16 protein-coding genes are annotated in these 18,327 nt (G+C 45.2%); 8 read left to right on the forward strand and 8 right to left on the reverse strand.

Translation table 11 applies throughout. The features are described 5' to 3' along the window. Positions 1-34: 34 nt before the first annotated feature. From LZZ85_RS04610 to LZZ85_RS04625, 4 genes are read right to left on the reverse strand one after another with little or no spacing between them, the layout of a single operon-like run. Positions 35-2,533 (reverse strand): mechanosensitive ion channel family protein, encoded by a 2,499-nt coding sequence (locus tag LZZ85_RS04610; RefSeq protein ID WP_237868893.1) that lies wholly within the window; start codon positions 2,531-2,533, stop codon positions 35-37. Between the two features lie 5 nt (positions 2,534-2,538). Further along, a complete protein-coding gene (locus LZZ85_RS04615; protein ID WP_237868895.1) occupies positions 2,539-3,879 on the reverse strand; it encodes a DUF3943 domain-containing protein in 1,341 nt (446 codons plus the stop codon). Between the two features lie 10 nt (positions 3,880-3,889). Continuing rightward, complete coding sequence (locus LZZ85_RS04620; RefSeq protein ID WP_237868898.1) at positions 3,890-4,933, reverse strand: DUF4421 family protein; 1,044 nt, start codon at positions 4,931-4,933, stop codon at positions 3,890-3,892. A gap of 17 nt (positions 4,934-4,950) precedes the next feature. Next, positions 4,951-5,604 carry a hypothetical protein gene (locus LZZ85_RS04625; protein WP_237868900.1) on the reverse strand — a complete coding sequence of 218 codons (654 nt, stop codon included), beginning with the start codon at positions 5,602-5,604 and terminating at the stop codon, positions 4,951-4,953. 582 nt (positions 5,605-6,186) lie between these two features. On the opposite strand from LZZ85_RS04625, the gene LZZ85_RS04630 reads away from it, so the two are divergent. The 5 genes from LZZ85_RS04630 (at position 6,187) to LZZ85_RS04650 (ending at position 11,706) form a co-directional block, all read left to right on the forward strand. Further along, positions 6,187-6,726, forward strand: coding sequence for a porin (locus LZZ85_RS04630; RefSeq protein ID WP_237868902.1), 540 nt, complete (start codon positions 6,187-6,189; stop codon positions 6,724-6,726). Positions 6,727-6,789: 63 nt separating this feature from the next. Continuing rightward, positions 6,790-7,677 (forward strand): FlgO family outer membrane protein, encoded by an 888-nt coding sequence (locus tag LZZ85_RS04635; protein WP_237868904.1) that lies wholly within the window; start codon positions 6,790-6,792, stop codon positions 7,675-7,677. A gap of 406 nt (positions 7,678-8,083) precedes the next feature. Further along, positions 8,084-10,354 (forward strand): patatin-like phospholipase family protein, encoded by a 2,271-nt coding sequence (locus LZZ85_RS04640; protein ID WP_237868913.1) that lies wholly within the window; start codon positions 8,084-8,086, stop codon positions 10,352-10,354. 184 nt (positions 10,355-10,538) lie between these two features. Further along, the gene (locus LZZ85_RS04645) at positions 10,539-11,195 is read left to right on the forward strand and encodes a DUF6766 family protein (protein WP_237868915.1); all 657 of its coding nucleotides are present in this window, start codon (positions 10,539-10,541) and stop codon (positions 11,193-11,195) included. 31 nt (positions 11,196-11,226) lie between these two features. Then, positions 11,227-11,706: a CinA family protein gene (locus LZZ85_RS04650; RefSeq protein ID WP_237868917.1), complete on the forward strand. Its 480-nt coding sequence runs from the start codon at positions 11,227-11,229 to the stop codon at positions 11,704-11,706. Positions 11,707-11,884: 178 nt separating this feature from the next. Here the strand turns inward: LZZ85_RS04650 and LZZ85_RS04655 are convergent, their stop codons facing one another. The 3 genes from LZZ85_RS04655 to LZZ85_RS04665 form a co-directional block, all read right to left on the reverse strand. Beyond that, positions 11,885-12,466, reverse strand: coding sequence for a YciE/YciF ferroxidase family protein (locus tag LZZ85_RS04655; protein ID WP_237868919.1), 582 nt, complete (start codon positions 12,464-12,466; stop codon positions 11,885-11,887). A gap of 304 nt (positions 12,467-12,770) precedes the next feature. Then, a complete protein-coding gene (locus tag LZZ85_RS04660) occupies positions 12,771-14,309 on the reverse strand; it encodes an FAD-dependent oxidoreductase (protein ID WP_237868921.1) in 1,539 nt (512 codons plus the stop codon). Between the two features lie 63 nt (positions 14,310-14,372). Then, on the reverse strand, positions 14,373-14,645 hold the full coding sequence (locus tag LZZ85_RS04665; protein WP_237868932.1) for a SemiSWEET family sugar transporter: 273 nt from the start codon (positions 14,643-14,645) through the stop codon (positions 14,373-14,375). A gap of 128 nt (positions 14,646-14,773) precedes the next feature. Here LZZ85_RS04665 and LZZ85_RS04670 point away from each other — a divergent pair, with 128 nt between their 5' ends. Further along, positions 14,774-15,751 (forward strand): TIGR03885 family FMN-dependent LLM class oxidoreductase, encoded by a 978-nt coding sequence (locus LZZ85_RS04670; RefSeq protein ID WP_237868940.1) that lies wholly within the window; start codon positions 14,774-14,776, stop codon positions 15,749-15,751. Positions 15,752-16,034: 283 nt separating this feature from the next. Further along, positions 16,035-16,925 carry an SDR family oxidoreductase gene (locus LZZ85_RS04675; protein ID WP_237868942.1) on the forward strand — a complete coding sequence of 297 codons (891 nt, stop codon included), beginning with the start codon at positions 16,035-16,037 and terminating at the stop codon, positions 16,923-16,925. A gap of 186 nt (positions 16,926-17,111) precedes the next feature. Here the strand turns inward: LZZ85_RS04675 and LZZ85_RS04680 are convergent, their stop codons facing one another. Continuing rightward, a complete protein-coding gene (locus LZZ85_RS04680) occupies positions 17,112-17,423 on the reverse strand; it encodes a hypothetical protein (protein WP_237868944.1) in 312 nt (103 codons plus the stop codon). Positions 17,424-17,753: 330 nt separating this feature from the next. Between LZZ85_RS04680 and LZZ85_RS04685 the strand changes: the two genes are divergently transcribed. After that, complete coding sequence (locus tag LZZ85_RS04685) at positions 17,754-18,200, forward strand: sugar O-acetyltransferase (RefSeq protein WP_237868946.1); 447 nt, start codon at positions 17,754-17,756, stop codon at positions 18,198-18,200. Positions 18,201-18,327: the final 127 nt, after the last annotated feature.

Below are 18,327 nucleotides of genomic sequence, written 5' to 3' on the forward strand. Positions count from 1 at the left end.
CTTATCTTAGGATCGTTCTGGCAGGATCATATTTCTATAGTTGATCTTTTTCTGCCGCATCATCTTTCTTATCCTGATGGAGAAATATATCCTGCTGAGGAAATGGTATTTTGATACCATTCTTTTCAAAAGCTGTACTGATAGCCTGCAGCAGATCACTTTTTGACGATCCTGCTTCTCGGTAATCGCGCGCCCAGCATAAGATCTTTCCTTCGATGGAGCTGGCGCCAAACTGCTCGAATAAAATAGCCGGCCCCGGATATTCAAGAATGCGTTCGTCCGCACGGATCAGGTCGAGTATCAGCGTTTTTATCCGGGTCAGATCAGAGCCATACGCAATATTCAGCCGCAGCTCTATTTGTTTGCGATTGCCGCCAAGCGTCCAATTGACCAGGTGTGCATTTAACAGATCACCATTAGGGATGACAATGTCCGCACCCGTTCCCGATGAAAGTACACTGCTTCGAAAGCCGATGGCTTTGACAACACCAGCGTGTGCACCGATCTCTACAAAATCTCCTACATTGACCGGTCTGTCGAACGCGATGATCAAACCACTGACAAGATTATTGACGAGACTTTGCAGACCGAGACCAATACCTACTCCGAGCGCTCCGATGAGGATCGTGATGCGGTCTATCGGAAAACCGGAAGCAGCCAGTGCAAGGAAAAGACCGGAGCTGATAATGATCACTCTCACCAGCAACAACCAGCTGCCAAGGCCTGCTTTTCGCGTACCTGCTGAATGGCTGGTATGTTTTTCCGACGCAAAGAAAGAAGTGATCCTTGATGTAAGTACCGCCAGCAACATGATCGCAAAGAAGATGAGTATATTACTGATGGCAAATGTATAATCACCAACTGTTCTCTCTTTAATAAAAAATTCTTTCAGAGGAGCGGCTATATACTGGTATTCGTAAAAATTGCGCCCCAGAAGTATTAACCAGGCGGCTACCAGGAGAATATATAAAAGCAGAGGCGCACGTGAACCAACTTTGTTGAAGTTGACAAAAAAAAGTTTCGGGCTTTGTTTGGTATAAACTTCTGATGCCAGTTGAAGACCCTCATTGATAAACCTGACAGTCCAAAGGAATAACACGCCGATCAGAATATTGCAGTAGCCACAAACAAAGAAGGCTTTTGATAAATTAAAATAGCCTGAAAGGTTTGTCGCTATCGAAGCAATCTCGATCACCATCTGCAAACCAATGAACGTAAGTATGAGTTTTTCTTTTAGTTCTTTTCTTCTACGCGAGAAAAAATAATAAGATCCTGTAAGGACGCCGGCAAAAGCCAGGGCAAGGATCAGCCAGTTTTCGAAAGCAGAGTATTGCAGGCTCAGGTTGCATATACCGGCGCAGGTGAACAAGGCAACAGTGATCAGCCAGAACCTAAACCAGAAATGCACGACAAAACCACGAAAGATACCGGCCAGCGCAAAGGCTGAGAATAACCAGCAGGCAAGATTGATGACGAATGGCGGTTCAGGAAAAAGAAATTGGAATAAGCTGAACACAAGCACCACCGCAGATAAAAATGGATACCTGAGTACGATCTGGCCCTTATGATCAGCATCGAGGAGGTTTCTTGATTTTGCGATTTTTTTTAACGAAACAAGGAAGATCGTAGAAGCAGCGATCAGCAGTAAGATCGCGATAGCTTTCCCCGCATGATGTTCAAGATAAAAACCCAGCAGCAGCAGCGTTTTATCTTTTGACCGGCCAAGTGATCCACGTATCGTTTGAAGGTCTTCCGGCCCGGAGCTGGCAAGGAATAATGTTTTTGATGTCTGCCTTTGCATAGCGTCGATCTCTTCGAGATCCGCACTTACCTTGTATTGTAACAGGTTTGCTTTCCCCTGCAATGCATGAATGCCTGAAAGGGCTTTACTTACCATGCTGTCTGCAGGCTGGAGCCTTGCAGCAACGAAGCTGTACTGTTGAAGAAACTCCATCGTTCCGGCTGAATCTGCCGGTAGGTAATAGATGGCAGAGTCGGCACTAAGAGAATCAGCAATAAAACGAAAATTCACCAGTGCTTTTTCATAGAGATCCAGCCTTTGTTTTATACCTGAGATACGCTGGTCGAGTTCGTTGAGCAGCTTACCGGTCGTGACAAGGTCGCGGTAGGAGATGTAGGATTGGTAGCCGATCACATCATTCACTGAGAGTTCAAGCCATCGTTCGACGGAGAGTAATCCTTCCCTGATGTCGGCCGTATCCAGTTGGTGTTTGAGATAGTTCTTTGCTTTGATGGTACTGGCTTCAAGCGCTTCCAGCAGGTGTTTTTGTTTCAGCTTCTTTTTCTCGTCTTCAAATTCCTGGCGGCTGCTGATCGCGCCATTTCGCATAATGGTTGCTATCTGGTTTATACGGGAAGGCGGAGCAGTTGTGTCACTGTGTACTGAATCTGTCGCGGCGGGTTGCTGCGCAATCAATTGGTGTGACAGTACGGTCAGGGCGGCAATTAATGTTAGCAGGAATTTATGCATAAGCCGGTTAGTGCTGTTCATCGGTTGTTGAAAATAACTCATTTTGCTCAAAGCCGGTAACCCATAGAGAACCGTGAGAAAGGATAGATCTGGCTGACATTGGGATAATCCCGGTAAAAGCCGCTCAGTGTATACTGGCCTACACCAGCAGAAATATTGAGTCGTTTGGTGAGGTTAGCCCTGATATCAGCGGACAGCATGTTCACGATAAAAGATGAATGGTTACCGTTCACTGTCTGAAAGCGGAAGCCTTTATAATATAGCTCAGCTTCAAGTCGCCCGTTAAGGTTGAGTGATGCAGCGGCAGTAACGTGAATGCCGGGGCCATAGTCATAATTCCGGCCTTCTCCATAATAGAGATAATTGTCCGGCACTGCACCAAGAACGGTAACTCCGCTGCCGATCTCTGTCCTGAACTTCGCTTTTTTCTGTTTACTCCAATCGGACAAAAGTTTGAATGTTAGTCCCTGCCCGCCATATTCAAAGGCATTGTTCTTGATGAAATCATAATTCAGCGTGATGGAGTAGAGATGAAGCCTTTTTGCATCTTCGCGAAAACGCCAGGTTTTTAATGCACCGCTGACCTGTATATTATTCATATAGGTGGAATCACCGCTGCCCGCTTCCACCTGTGCGTAGAAATGTTCGAATGGAATGTTTGACGATTTGTATTTATCGCCATAAACCAAACGAAACCGTAGCAATAATTCATTATTCCCTTTTGAACGCTTGTTCATATCGCGGAAGCCAAAACGGCGTATGCCTGCATTCAGATCGGCGTGCAACACGATACTACTATCCGGATCTTTTTCACGTTTTCCCCATTTGCCATCGATGATACGGTTGAGTCCGTTAAGAGGGTTGATCAGAAAGCCGACGATCTCCTGGCCCTGCCTCCCTAGTCCTGAAGCAGGATGATGTACGATCTTATTGGACACACGATAAGTCATTTCTCCAAGGGTAATACCACCAAGACTTGTATTGATAAAGTCATTGGGCGCAGGCTTATGCGTTTCCCCGGCTACTTCCCAGAGAAAACTTCCAGCGAAAGCCGCCGGCACGGCCTGCCAGAAGGAATGTCCGTTAGAACGAAAGGAACTGTAATACAGATTACCATGAAACGGATGCCCGAACTGGTTGGTCTGAAAATTATTATCGTCCCATTCCCAGCTGGATGGCTTAAGATTATTTCCGATCGATCTAAAATTGACTTTGGCAAACTCCGCCTTGCGTATGAAACGGTTGTATGACCATGGCATTAATTCAGTAAGCAGCAGTTCTCCGGATGCTCTCCAGAATCTTTTCTTGACAGGTTTTATCGTGTCACCGTTTTGTGCAGATATGCCGGTGGCGATGATGAGGAGTAATATCGTGAATGCTATTTTCATTCTTGTTACATCAGAGTTTATCTAAGGCTTTGTCGAGGAATTTTGGCGCTTTGAATCGAAGTCCCGCAAACAGTTGAAAGAAAATGGCGGCATCCTGCTGCGTTGCCGAAGTAAGTCCCTGCGAGAATTTTGCGGAACCTGCCGTCAGATAAGCTCCTCCGAAAAAGCGATGCCCGTTATAGCCCAGACCCAGCTTCGCATCCCACTGGTAAGCCGGACCATAATTTGTGAAGTCTCCCAGTTGCGGACTGTTACGTGTCTTTGTTGATGAAACGATATAGCCAAAATAGGGAGTAAAAGCGCCCATTGCATATACAGACCGGCTGATGACAAATGTGTGCTGATATCCCGCACCAAGCATCGCCCGGAAATGATTTGTTTTTTGTGTAGTACCCGGACCGGGGGTGCGGTTGTCCGTGATAAAATAGCGAAACGTTGCCCTCGGAATAAAAGCGCCCGCGCTTTTCAACTGCCTTGACGTTTGAGAAGACGTCGCGACCAGGGAAAGCCGGGGATTGGTATTGTATCCTACTGCCGCGTCATAACTGGTTATATGAAAGTCAGGTACCTGGAAGTATGGCTCTCCCGGTTGCCAGGCGGGGTTAAGATCTTTCATATTTTCAAGGTAATATCCCTTTGTATGAGAAAAACCCAGGTCTGTAAACCAGTTGTGAAAAATGAGGCCGGTTCCGAAGCCAAGACCTTTGCTCCTTCCTTTTTCCGCTTCATCATTATTGCCGGGAAGAAATCGAGGGATATAATCAACATAGAATGCGATAAAACGATAGTTAAGATAAGTGCGGAAGATCTGGGAGGGATTCGCTTTAAGGACCTGTTTGAAATTATCTCCCTGTGCAATATAAGATTCCGAAGTGTTGACAAGTGCTACCTTCAGATTGATCCAGTTGTTGAATTTCTCTACGTAGCCTGAATCGGTGATGGGTTTGGTTGAATCGGTATCCTGTGCATGCGTATGCGTCATTGTAAAAAACAAGCAGATCACACCGGCGAAGAGACGATTCAGGGCAGAGTATGTAGTTTTAGTTTTGGTCATTATGAAGAGTAACGTATTCAAAATTGGAACCAGTGCTCAGCATGATCTTTACAGGTCAGTATTCGTGCCGAATGTTCGCTTGGCACTTCTGAAAATATTGGTGCAAGAGAAGGATTGCCCGGATATTTTTTACCATTCCATTTCACCAGGTGCAAAGACGGATGTGTAGCAGCTGTGCCGATAAGCAGGTCACGCCAGCCATTTGTCGAATGAGGCCGTACGACGATGGGAAATTCTGCGACCGTAAACCGGGTTATCAGTTTTCCTTTGTAGTCAAGAAGAAAGGCTGTGCAGCCGCCTGTCCCACAGAAATAGGCGCCCGTCATTCCAACGAAGATTTCGGGATGATTATCATTGTTGAGATCGATCCGGCTGTACATAAAATTGCGCTGGTTGCCCGGGATAGCCGGCAGATCTTCCGTTAGCAAGTGTGTAGTGAGCGCATTTTTGATCAATGCGATTGTAGCGGTATCGGTATGGGGAAAATGCTCAGCAGAGGTCGTATCTGTGGCGACCGGAGGAGTTGAGTCGTTTCTGATCACGGTCGCATCCAGGGAATCTGTACGGGTATTTTTATCGGCAGGCGTTTCGTTTCCGCATGCTGACAACACTAGAGCCGCCCCGCCGATCAGGCACCTGAACGAATTTGATATTTTGAGGATGTTTTTCATTAATAAGATCCGGGTTTAATGGTCGTCTGCAAACGCAGTATCAGAAGTAATCTCCGGTTTCGTAATACGGCTGCCTGTCGGAGCAGATCAAAAATAATAAAGTCTTAATTTATTGAACAAAAAAGCTTTTGACAATGATCTCAGTAAGCCCAGGAACATGATCAGCTTAAAATGGATCAGTCTTTGCAAGCTTTTTTTGGGATTGAACCAGTATTGGGCATAAGCTGACATCAACCCGGGTACGACAAATAGGCAATGTCGTTTAGTTAAGAGATCCTACACTAGCTCGATGGCCGATGGCCGCATTTGGATGGAAACTATTGCGGGCAATTGGTATAGGGTATTGACACTAGTAGGTATATATATATATATTCGGCCAACGGCCATCGAATGAACTTTCGGGAAAATCATTGAACTAAACGACATCGATCAACAAGGATGAAAAGAGTCTTATATAAATCTTAGACATATCCCATTATTCAGTTAATTTTTGTAATTAAATTTGATCAGCGTTTAGGATAGCTACGTGTTTACACCTACGCCCGATCATGATCAACACCAAATACCAAAACAATTAAACGTATGAGAAGTCTTTCAACACTTATCTGCCTGCTAATTCTGGCAACCAGTGCTCAATCTCAAAAAGGGAGTAATCAATTGCAGATCTCGGGTCATATTGGATTTCCCGTTTTTGATATGGCTGATGGAGCCAAGACAGGTTATGGCGGATATGCACGTGGATTTTTAGGATTCAGTGATAAACCCCAACAAGTAACACTGACTGTAGGCTATTCGCGTTTCCCGGTGAAAGGCCTCCCCGCCGGCGCTGAAGCCAATTTATCCACAACGCCGGTGCTGCTCGGTTACCGTTATTTTTTAGGTGGTTTTTTCCTGGAATCCAATGCAGGCGTCGGATTTAATAACGTTCATATCAAGACAACCAATGCCAGTACCGATCTTTCAAAGACTTCATTCAGTTGGGCATTGAGAGCGGGGTACAGGATCAACCCTGTGGAGATCAGTGTCGCGTATCAGAATACCGGACTGGACAGTCAGAATGAAGACATTTCATTCGTCGGGCTCCATATTGGCTATAACTTCCAGCTCGGAAGCTCCAGATAAAATCAGCAATGAAACTTATACCTAATTTATTATTTCAATTTTCTTTATCCTAATAACAAAGTTATGCGACGCTTATCACTGATACTATCTCTATGTGTGCTGTTTTTTTCCGCAGTTGCGCAAAAGCCTGCTACAGTCAAGACTCCTGCCAAAGAGGAGAAGTATGACGTTATACTTAAAGTAAACGGTGACGAACTTACAGGAAAGGTTTCGGAAATTGGCGACTCTGATATCAAGTTTACTTACCAGGGAGAAGAGCTGGCGTACACGCTCAAGAAAGTTGATATCATTAAGATCACCTTTGCCAGTGGCCGGATCGAATTCTTCAACAAGCCATCTTTGCCCTCAGAGAAAAAAGATGGTGGCGGAAACCAGGCCCCGGCAACCCAGTCACCTTCCGGTACAGGCAACCTCGAAAGTCATCATAATAAAGTAGCCGTTCTTCCTTTTCAGTTTATCCGCGACAACCAGGATGCAGGAGAGGAGATGGGTTACAAAGTACAGGAGGACGTGTATGCATATCTCAATAAGCATTCTTCCGGATTGACCATAATTGATCCCCGGACAACCAATGCTATCCTGGTAAAAAAAGGCATTACCCGCGAAACCCTTCGCGGCACTACAATGGATGAGATTTGTAATCTGCTTGAAGTGGAATATGTGGTCACCGGCGGCATCACGCAGAATAAAGCTGCTGAAACAACCAGCTCCTCAGGAGGAGCCAATGCGTCTACGACCTACGGGGGAAACAAGGATAAGACGAAAGTATATGCTTACGGAAATTCGGCCAGTTACCAGTATTATAGTAACAGAGTTGCCATAGATGTTTACACTGATAAAAATGATAATATTTACAGTGAGAACCGCCGCGGGCTGATCAATACTACCGACGGATCTTACAGCAGTCCACTGGAATATCTATTAAAACGATGCCCATTGTACCGTAAGTGATCAACGTTCTTTATTCTCAGGAGCGGCATTAAGACGCTGCCGCAAAACCTAATAGTGGTAATTCTGAGATTGCCTATAATAACAAGCCGGTGACCATGTGCATCACGCGCAAGGTCACCGGCTTGTTCGTGCTATCCTTTTATGACGGTTTGGATGCACAGGCCCGGAAACCCGGAAGTGCTAAAAACAGGGTACATATGAGCGTGCTTTTCGGCATTCACTCTTGAACTTGACTCAATACTTTTTCAGCTATAATCCCACAGCGATTAAACTTCAGCAGGATCGAGGCTATCCGGTCTATACAAATTTTTGCAGTTAATGCCGCCTTATCTTAAAAAGGAGATACAAAAATTTGTACATTGGCGTAGTTCCAGCCAACCTTAACACAATAATGCATAACCGCTTCATGAGGTCACGAAAATCAGTTGTCAGATTTTTATTCAGCTTTATTATTTTTTCTGGTTTAATTGCAACGGCACAGCAGCCGGGACGGCCTAAGATCGGGCTAACGCTTAGTGGTGGCGGAGCGAAAGGTCTTGCCCACATCGGCTTGCTGAAAGCGCTGGATTCCGCGGGTTTGCAAATCGATTATGTGACCGGAACATCCATGGGAGCCGTGATCGGAAGCCTGTATGCGGCAGGTTATACGGGCGATTCCATTTACCAGCTGGCAAGTAAAATACAATGGAACGACCTGTTGCTGAACCGGCCGCCACTGAACTCGTTCATTATGGAACAGAAAGACGAGTATGGACGGTATGCTCTTGAAATGCCTTTCAAGAATGGCAAACTCAAATCACCAAGCGGTTTGTTCGAAGCAGAAGAACTATGGTTGAAATTTGATCAGTTATATCATCCTGTGTATGATATCAGGGACTTTAATAATCTACCCAGACCATTCAAATGTATCGCTACTGATATTGTTACCGGGCAGGCCGTTGTACTGGATAAAGGAAGCCTGCTTACAGCTGTAAGAGCTAGCATGGCTATTCCAAGTGTGTTCACGGCAGTGGACTACAACGGTGTAAAGCTTGTCGATGGTGGCATTGTCAGAAACTTTCCGGCGAGCGATGTGAAGGGTATGGGTGCCGATATTGTGATTGGCAGTACGGTAAATCCTTTTACGCAGCCTGAAACAGGAGCGATCACCTCAATGATGCAGGTTCTAATGAACGTTGTTTTCTTCAGAGAGCAGGAATTAAGTAAGAAGGATGTTGAACTTTGCGACTATGTGATCAACCATCCATTGTCCGCCTATTCTGCCGGAGCATTCAGTTCTTTTGATTCAATTATGCAAATTGGTGTCAGAACAGGCCAGGCTTACTATCCTGTATTCAAAAAAATGGCAGACTCTTTAAATGCTATTTATGGAACACCCACACCGAAAACATTACCGTCTACACCGGCGGGTATAAAGATCAGGCATATCATTACAGATAGTTTAAGACAGATCAGCCGGCCATATTTTTCACGGATGTTAAATCTGGATGAAGGAGGGATCTACAACACTGCTGAACTGGAAGCGGCTATGCGGCGTGCTTACGGAACAAGATATTTCAGCAAGCTATATTATGAGCTACTGCCTATCGAACCCGGAGTTGCTGATCTGCATATCATCACGGAAGAATTTCCTTCTTTTAAAATGAAGCTTGGCCTGCACTACAGCACCATGACCAAGATAATGCTCATCGCAAATTTCACCAAAGAGGATCTTATAGGTAAACCAAGTGTGAGTTATGTTACAGCAGGCATCTCCGAAAATCCAAGAATAAGAGCCGGGCATTCCATGATCATGGGCTCAAGTAAATTTCCGCTGTCTTCCGTTACGGAGATCTATGGCGAACAGCAGAAATTTTCGCAATACACCGATTTTGATGAAACCGGAAACAACTACAAACAATCCGATATTTATTTCGATACAAGGCTTCAGGTTGCATACAAAAGAAGGGAGGTATACGGACTGGGTATTCGACTGGAACATGTTTCACTTAAACCGGTTTCCAGATCTTTATTTGATCTTTACGGAAGAAATAATTATGTACAACCTTACCTCCGGTACGAATACAATACACTTGATAAATTATTCTTACCCCGCAAAGGCACCTATATTTTACTTGAACCATCCGCTATTGTCAGCCAATCTCAAAAGCTGACATTTAAATCGATGGGAATACCTGTCGACTACCTTGATTCAGTAGGAGGCAGCACGGGAAACTTTCTCCGGGCAAAAGCCCAGGTGCAGCATGTTATTCCGTTCAGGCAGAGGAATACTATTACGTTACAGGGAGAGGCCAATGCGAATTTCAACAGCACCCAGTTACTTTTCCATGATTTTGTTGTGGGTGGAATGCAACCCGTTTTCCGCAACCAGGTCACCTTTGCCGGGATACAGGACGCGTCCCTACGTACCAACAGTCTTGTAAAGCTGAATGTAAACTGGCGTTACCAGATTGCCGGGGCAATATTTGCAGCCGTTAATGCCAATATCATGTATCATTCTTTTCTATTGCAACAGTTACCCAGAGATTCACAAAAGTTTTTGTCTGGTTATGGATTGACGTTGGGGCTTGATACGCCTCTTGGACCGTTTGAATTCAGTTTTAACTATTGTGATCAGGCAAAGGATCTGAATAACTATTTGAATATTGGTTTTCGGTTTTCGAAAAGCATGTTTTAGGCAGGAAGATATCCTTTTTGCCGTGCCGGTTTTGACGAAGAGTCGCCTGCTCGTGGATGTCCCATTTCAGCGGATCATCCTTTCACATGAACATTTTTGAGAAAAAGGACTTCATGTGGCTGCTCATATCTGCCACATGAAGTTTTGGTATACTGTTGGATGATACACCAGTAATCAACTCAGTATGCGAACCTTCTTTAAAAACAATGGGTTATCCGTCACATTCGGATTGTTCTTCCTGATAGCAATGCTGGTACAATGGCTGACAGGCTTCAATGAATATAACAAAGAGCGGCAAGAAGAGGGTCGGCAACGTGTATCTCTTCGCACTTATTCTGCCTCCGGGCATTTCATCGAATCAACGTTTGAAAACTGGGAAAGTGAATTTCTGCAGATGGCCTTGTTTGTACTCCTGACGATCTCTCTACGGCAGAAAGGCTCGTCTGAGTCAAAGAAGCTGGAAGGGGAAGAGGAGGTTGATAAAGAGCCGGATCGCAATAAAAAGGATGCGCCGTGGCCAGTGAAAAAAGGAGGCTGGATCCTTGCTGTTTATAAGAACTCGCTCACTATTGCGTTGTTTGCATTGTTTCTCCTCTCATTTCTGCTGCATCTTTATGGCAGTTTAAAAGATGAGAATGAGCATTTGCAGCAGAAAGGTCTTCCAGCGGAAACTCTTGGCCAGTTACTGGGTGAGTCAAGATTTTGGTTTGAATCATTTCAGAACTGGCAAAGTGAATTTCTTTCTGTCTTTGCTATCATCGTGCTGTCAATATTTTTAAGACAAAAAGGGTCATCCCAGTCAAAACCCGTAGATGCGTCCAATAGTGCAACGGGCGAATAGCGATTAATGCAACAATTTAAAATCAGGATCAATGAATATAATCCCACAGGTCCAGGCACAGGTGATCAGGAAAGGTTTACTGGGAAAAAACAAGACGATTGCGACTGCGGAAAGTGTGACTTCAGGGCTGCTGCAATATGCGTTTTCCACTATTCCAGATGCGTCGCAATTTTTTCAGGGTGGCGTGACGGCTTTTAATCTTGCACAAAAAACCCGGCACCTGCAGGTGGAGTCCATTCACGCACAAGCGGTGAACTGCGTGTCGGAGAAAGTGGCGAAAGAGATGGCCATTCACTGTTGTAAAATGTTCATCAGTGACTGGGGAATTGGAATTACAGGTTATGCATCACCTGTACCGGAATCCAACAATAAATGTTTTGCTTACTTCGCCATAGCATTCGAAGGTAAAATAATGGTGTCGGGATGTCTGGAGCCCCAAAACACAGAACCGACAAAGATACAGGAAGAGTATGTTCTCGCCCTGTTGTCTACACTGCAAAAACTGCTCTGATCACAGATCTTCTCCCGCATGTGCATCCGTATACACCCGGGCTTATTGCAGTTCAAAAGATGGCTTAGTTAAGCTGAATAGCAGAAAATTCGCATGATCCACTTTATATCACGTGTAAAAGAAAGCCGGGATAATAAAACTATCCCGGCTACTCAAAACATCGGATCATGAAGAAAAATTATTCCTCTGTTTCACCTTCCATCTCGGCTTCCCAGTTAATATCATTCTCAGCTATTGCTGACAGATTCTGATCCGTTTCTTTTTCTTCCTCGAGGGTTTCCTCCAGAATACCTGCTACCTCGTCCAGCCCAAGTGTATGAGCGACCTGTACAAGGGAGCCATACGTTGCGATCTCATAGTGCTCCACTTTCTGAGCAGCCATGATGATCCCAACGTCACGCGTCATGCTTCCGTCCTCGGTTTCTTCTATAATGCTTTCTCCTTCTTTAATGAGGCCTTCCATCGCCTCGCATTTTTTTGCTTGTGCCTTTTTACCAAGCAGATCAAATACTTGCTCCAGTCGTTCGATCTGACCCTTCGTCTGTTCCAGATGCTCTTCAATAGCTGTTTGAAGCAGCTCGGTTGTTGCGTTCTTTTTCATTTTCGGAAGGGCTTTTGTCAAAGCTTTTTCTGCCCAATAGATATCCTTCAGGCTATCATGGAACAGCTTTTCCAGTTGTGTATGTCCTTCGGCCGCGCCCTGAGAGCCGCTTACTTTCTTTTTTGTTTTTTTAGCAGGGGCTGTTTTTGTTGATGCCATAGCTTATTTGATTTAAGTGAGTTGAATTTGAATTAAAAAATCAAACGCTATGCCGGTAGAACGGAAGCAGAAAATTCTTATAATTTTTTCGGATCAATAAAGCTGCAAACTGACCATTTTGGGTCTGTGAGATCAGATCTGTAATCTATGCATCCGGGATTTCCCGGAAAGAAAACCAACGCACGCTTGTATCAAGGACAAAATCTGCTTACTAATTGCACTGCAAGCAAGTGCATGCTGTGTCAATTCCTCCACAATTTTATTCACGGTGGGGTATAAAGCCTTTTGCTAATTGAAGTAGCTGTTATTTGGCTGTTGCCAAATTCTCCACCTGCATTTTCTGCATATCCATGTCCGCAGGAGCAGTGAGAACCTTTCCTTCCGTGTTGTAACGTGCTCCATGGCAGGGGCAATCCCAGGATCTTTCCGCGCCATTCCATTTTACTTCACACTTAAGATGGGTACAAACGGGATTAATGGCATGCAATTCCCCGTGATCGTCTTTGAACATGGCAATCTTTTCGCCTTCATACGTGATCACCTTACCTTCTCCGCGCGCCAGTGCTGAAAGCTCTTCCAGCTTTTCTCCCGGGAAAAGGCGGCTGATCAACTCGCCGGCTACATGCGCATTGTGGCTGATGAAGCTTTTGAATCCGGCAACAGGTTTGAGACGATTAGGGTTTAATAATTTTGAGACCGGAGTTTCCTCATTCGTAAGCAGCGAACGCAATGCAATAGCCGCCACCGTGCTGTACACCATTCCGTTCCCACCAAATCCACTTGCGACATAGACGTGATCGGGATGTCCGGGAAGATGACCTATATAAGGGAGGCCATCAGCAGATTCATAATATTGGGACGACCATCGGTAAGAACCAGCTGCGATATTAAAATGTTTCCGCACCTCGGCTTCCAGTTCCGTAAAACGTACCTCTGTATTGATATCCTCACCGGTTTTATGATCCCGGCCACCGGCGATCAGGTATTGTTCGCCATTGACGATCTGTGTGCGATAATAGAAGTATGGATCTTTCATGTCATATGCGAGTCCCTCAGGATAGTTGTCATCCGTTAGTTTGAAAGCCATGGCATAACTACGCCAGGGTGCGCAGCGAAGATGAAGCAGGTTTACACCGGGAGGAATATGGGTGGCATATACCAGGTCTGTACACTGGAAACTTCCGTTTGATGTTTGTACCGTCAGGGTTTCGTTCTCTTCGACGCCTGTTACGCGGCAATCCTGTTTTATATGCCCGCCTATGCGCTCAAACGCTTTGGCGATACCATATACATACTGTACCGGGTGGAACTTTGCCTGACCCAATACTTCGAATACACGTGTAAAAGGAATCGGTACTGGGATTGTTTTGGAAAAACGAAGCTCCAGCCCGGCTTCAATAGAAGCATCGGCGATGTCTTCCAGCTCTTTATCCTCGCTTTCATTTTGGGAAAACAGGTAAGCACTTGTTTCCTCGAAGTGGCAGTCTATCTGATAATCACGGATGTTTTGTTTTATCAATTGTATAGCGGATGCAGTCGCTTCTGCAATTATCGCGGCACTTTCCGCATTGAAGTTTTTGCGGATGGTCGTATAAGGAGTATCGAGCAATGTGTTCAGATGGGCAGTTGTCCCCCCGGTAGTCCCGAAGCAAAGCGTGTTGGCTTCGAGTACGAGACAGTGTTTGCCTGCTTTTTGCAATTGGTGAGCGGTTGATATCCCGGTGATCCCTCCGCCGACAATGATGACATCGTATTTTGAGTTTGTGTGTGCCGGAGTGGCGCTTTGATAGGGCGGGACTGAGTCCTGCCACAGGCTAACCTGGTATCCATCTCTTTTGATCATAATTAATATTTTATTCTATAGTAGAAGGTACAAAGCGCATGCCTGATGGTGGGACGGGGTCGGCTAGTGAGTTACTGCCCGGCGTTTATATTTTATTGACAGGCAAATGATCCAAAGATTGGTCACAAAAGAAAGTAAATTGGTGATGATAACCGGATAATCATCCCGAAGGGTACCGTATATGATCCACCCTGCCAATCCAACCAGCAGGAAGATGAGCGTTGCTGGAGACATGCTGTTCGCTTTCTTTTCCTTCCTGATCTTGATCAATTGCGGCAGTAAAGACAGTCCGGTGCAGATGCCTGCCGCGATCCCGATTATTTGTGTTGGTTGCATGTAATGGCAGCATCTAAATTCATGCCTCACAGATCGGCTTCCTATTAATCCGGGTTTTCCATGATCTGTATCTATTTAATTTGAATGGCATTGTTTGTGTGAAGCTTTGGGAAATATCGAGAAGTACAATGGAATTTGCCTACCATGCCTCCCATGAACAATTCAGCCCCTCACAACTGCTTCGGTATGCCCAACTTTCCGAGCAGGCTGGATTTGATGCAATACATAGTTCCGACCATTTTCATCCCTGGAGTGAACGGCAGGGGCAAAGCGGTTTCGCCTTTGCATGGATCGCTGCCGCGATGCAGAGCACAGGTTTGCCATTCAGCATGGTTTGCGCACCGGGACAACGTTATCATCCGGCGATAGTAGCGCAGGCGATCGCAACGATCGGGGAAATGTTTCCTTCCCGGTACAGTATCGAGTTGGGAAGTGGTGAAGCGGTAAATGAGTGTATTACCGGTGAACCGTGGCCGGAAAAAGATCAGCGCAACCAGCGTCTTCTTGAATCGGTATCAATTATAAGAGAGCTGCTGGACGGACGTACCGTGAATGCCAGCGGAATGATCAATGTTAAAGATGCAACACTGTATACAAGACCTTCTGTGATCCCTCCACTGTTTTGCGCAGCGATCTCTGAAGAAACATCCGGCTGGGCGGGTTCATGGGCTGACGGATTGATCACGACAGCCGGAGAACCAGATGAGGTGGCAAATAAAATAAATGCGTTCTATAACGGTGGAGGAAAAGGAAAACCAATTTACCTCCAGTTTTGCTTCAGCTATGGTGAAACAACAGAAGAAGCTATTGATGGCGCTTATGATCAGTGGCGCTCAAATCTCGTTCCCGTAGAAATACTGGCGGGGCTTCGTACGCCACAGCAATTCGACAAAGCAGCAACAGATATTTCAGTGGAAGATGTCAAAAAAAACATAGAGATCGTTACCGGACTGGAAAGCCTTGCCTCATTATTCAACGCTTATGAAAAGCTTGGCGTTGACCGTCTTATTTTGCACAACGTCAATACTAATCAGGAACGTTTTATCAGCAAATTCAAAAGCTGGAAACAGGGCGTATCTAACAGCAACAAAAAATTTACTTATTAAACATCGTTCGATAAGATCCTTTCGATCCATGTTACATTAAAGCCGTATGTTATACAGGCATGATGAATTGTCGCGGCAGTTTGAAACTATATAAGGGCGATCTGGTCAAATTAGCCAATAACAGAATTATACAAGATCAGCTCAGCTCAGAATGTTCCCACGTCCTTAGATATCAGTGCCATTAATTACATAAAAGAAACGCGTGAATGGCAGGCTATTGGTATATAGTAATGAACTGGAGCAGGAAACATTACAGATCTTATAACTTTTAAAATACGTTACCATGTCAACTATTAACAATAAAAAGCAGGATCCTGTTGATCAATATCCCCAACCCCCTTATCCGAAACAGACGCAGGACATGCCCGGAGTAGAAGCTAAAATGAACCCCGCAGCAGATCATGGTGAACAATCCTATAAAGGTTCCGGCAAGCTGACAGGAATGCGTGCAGTGATCACCGGAGGTGATTCCGGCATCGGGAAAGCTGTCGCGATCGCCTTTGCGCGCGAAGGTGCAGACATCCTGATCTCTTATCTGAATGAAGAAGAAGATGCGAAAGATACAGAGTACTGGGTAAAAGAAGCAGGCCGGAAGGCAATACTGGTTCCGGGGGACATCGGTACCGAAAAACATTGCGAAAAGATCATTCAGACAGCACTGGATGAGTTTGGCGGAATTGACATACTTGTCAACAATGCGGCATTTCAGGCTGTACATGAATCCCTGCAGGATGTGACGGCCGAAGAATGGGACTTCACGTTCAAAACAAATGTTTACGCAATGTTCTATCTCTGTAAAGCCGCTGAGCCGCATCTGAAACCTGGAAGCTCGGTGATCAATACTACATCGGTCAACGCCTATACACCTAAACCCATACTGGCTCCTTACACTGCAACTAAAGCGGCCATCCAGAACTTTACATCCGCGCTGGCACAGCTCTGGGCCGAAAGAGGCGTAAGGGTAAATTGTGTAGCGCCGGGCCCGATCTGGACTCCGCTCATTCCCGGAAGTTTTGACGAAGAACAGACAGCAGAATTCGGCAACAGCTCTCCGATCAAACGTGCCGGGCAGCCCGTAGAAGTGGCTCCCGCCTTTGTATTGCTCGCCTCACCGGAAGCAAGCTACATGTCCGGAGCAACCATTGCAGTGACAGGAGGGAAGCCGACGATCTGATTGGTTGGTAGTTTTTATAAAGACATCAAACTGCTGATAGAGGCTAACCGCTATCAGCAGTTTGATATTCTTTAATAAATTACCCGCTAACCAGTGCAGCACCATAACCTGACGATCGCATCGGTGCGAATAAGGAAGTATATCCGGCCACAGGTTCCTATAGCAAGTAAATTGTTCAAATGAATATTAATAGTCTTCCTGCCACCAGTTTTTTTCCAACACTAATGTGTCTGTGTGTTTAACAACAAGGCTGTCTAACACAAGAGCGGGTGCGTCAGTAGCACCGGTGTTTTTACCCTGCACGCCGGGTTCGAAAGATGGAAGTTGTAATAATCGCACACTATCCTTCTCCACAGATTCCACTTCATAAAGTTCAAATTCATCAGGCGAAGAAAGATTTAATTCGTCGGTGGCATTACCTGACAAGGGATATTGAATCAATAGAGTACCCACATTCAGATGCAACAGATCATTCTCATTCTTGATTCGCTGATACATAATTTTTTTTCTGAATTAAGGCAAGTTTGTGTCCAATGTTGAAAGCCATCCCACAGCGGTTGTAAATATTAGCTAAAGCTTGATCCCTGTCAATTATGGCAGGATTGAAACGCAAGGCTAAACTTATTTGCGTTATTGCGCCAGGCAAAAAATGCACTGATCCCGGATGGGGATGTTTTTACCTGCATGTATGCTGTGGGTATTCCTTTCAATATAATGGGGTCAATTTTTCTTTGTTCTGTTTGATGCCCGTAAAGAAAGCATATGGCAGTTCATGATAGAGATCAATTATAGTCGTCAAAAGGTTAATTTCGTATCACATAACCTGATATGGACAAAGCGACGTCTTTTATAATGCGGGGAGATGAAAAGCTTGAACAGGACTTCCGAAGATCATGGAAACTTGTTCAGAAATTCAACACCGCAGACTACGATGATAACGAACGAAAAAAAAGTATCCTTTTGGAATTGTTCGGTTCCGCGGGAGAAGGTATATCTATTCAGCATAACTTTCATTGTGACCTGGGTTATAACATTCATGTTGGTAAAAACTTTCACGCGGGCTATAACTGCACCATACTCGATATGGCTGAAGTCCGGATTGGTGATAATTGTATTATCGCCCCCAATGTCGGCATCTATACGGCAGGACATAATATCAGTCCCGTTGATCGTCATAAGACAGGCCATGCCTATCCGATAACCATCGGCAACAATGTCTGGATAGGCGGGCATGTGGTGATCCTGGGCGGAGTAACGCTGGGAGATAATCAATAGTAGCTGCAGGGGCGGTGGTTACTAAAGATGTTCCCGCGAATGTAATTGTGGGAGGTAACCCGGCGAGAAAGATAAAGGATATTGAAGGGTAGTGGGTGTATATTATTGAGAGGAGGCCCTCTCCAAA

It is taken from the genome of Terrimonas ginsenosidimutans, from assembly GCF_022012415.1.
GTDB classification, from domain to species: Bacteria; Bacteroidota; Bacteroidia; order Chitinophagales; family Chitinophagaceae; genus Terrimonas_A; species Terrimonas_A ginsenosidimutans.

What these genes read in the sequence shown, in the direction of transcription:
- LZZ85_RS04610 (WP_237868893.1), bottom strand. Translation starts at nt 2,533, where the DNA reads ATGAGTTATTTTCAACAACCGATGAACAGCACTAACCGGCTTATGCAT.
- LZZ85_RS04680 (WP_237868944.1), bottom strand. Translation starts at nt 17,423, where the DNA reads ATGTATCAGCGAATCAAGAATGAGAATGATCTGTTGCATCTGAATGTG.
- LZZ85_RS04640 (WP_237868913.1), top strand. Translation starts at nt 8,084, where the DNA reads ATGAGGTCACGAAAATCAGTTGTCAGATTTTTATTCAGCTTTATTATT.
- LZZ85_RS04670 (WP_237868940.1), top strand. Translation starts at nt 14,774, where the DNA reads ATGGAATTTGCCTACCATGCCTCCCATGAACAATTCAGCCCCTCACAA.
- LZZ85_RS04685 (WP_237868946.1), top strand. Translation starts at nt 17,754, where the DNA reads ATGGACAAAGCGACGTCTTTTATAATGCGGGGAGATGAAAAGCTTGAA.
- LZZ85_RS04645 (WP_237868915.1), top strand. Translation starts at nt 10,539, where the DNA reads ATGCGAACCTTCTTTAAAAACAATGGGTTATCCGTCACATTCGGATTG.
- LZZ85_RS04655 (WP_237868919.1), bottom strand. Translation starts at nt 12,466, where the DNA reads ATGGCATCAACAAAAACAGCCCCTGCTAAAAAAACAAAAAAGAAAGTA.
- LZZ85_RS04660 (WP_237868921.1), bottom strand. Translation starts at nt 14,309, where the DNA reads ATGATCAAAAGAGATGGATACCAGGTTAGCCTGTGGCAGGACTCAGTC.
- LZZ85_RS04620 (WP_237868898.1), bottom strand. Translation starts at nt 4,933, where the DNA reads ATGACCAAAACTAAAACTACATACTCTGCCCTGAATCGTCTCTTCGCC.
- LZZ85_RS04675 (WP_237868942.1), top strand. Translation starts at nt 16,035, where the DNA reads ATGTCAACTATTAACAATAAAAAGCAGGATCCTGTTGATCAATATCCC.
- LZZ85_RS04630 (WP_237868902.1), top strand. Translation starts at nt 6,187, where the DNA reads ATGAGAAGTCTTTCAACACTTATCTGCCTGCTAATTCTGGCAACCAGT.
- LZZ85_RS04615 (WP_237868895.1), bottom strand. Translation starts at nt 3,879, where the DNA reads ATGAAAATAGCATTCACGATATTACTCCTCATCATCGCCACCGGCATA.
- LZZ85_RS04625 (WP_237868900.1), bottom strand. Translation starts at nt 5,604, where the DNA reads ATGAAAAACATCCTCAAAATATCAAATTCGTTCAGGTGCCTGATCGGC.
- LZZ85_RS04650 (WP_237868917.1), top strand. Translation starts at nt 11,227, where the DNA reads ATGAATATAATCCCACAGGTCCAGGCACAGGTGATCAGGAAAGGTTTA.
- LZZ85_RS04635 (WP_237868904.1), top strand. Translation starts at nt 6,790, where the DNA reads ATGCGACGCTTATCACTGATACTATCTCTATGTGTGCTGTTTTTTTCC.
- LZZ85_RS04665 (WP_237868932.1), bottom strand. Translation starts at nt 14,645, where the DNA reads ATGCAACCAACACAAATAATCGGGATCGCGGCAGGCATCTGCACCGGA.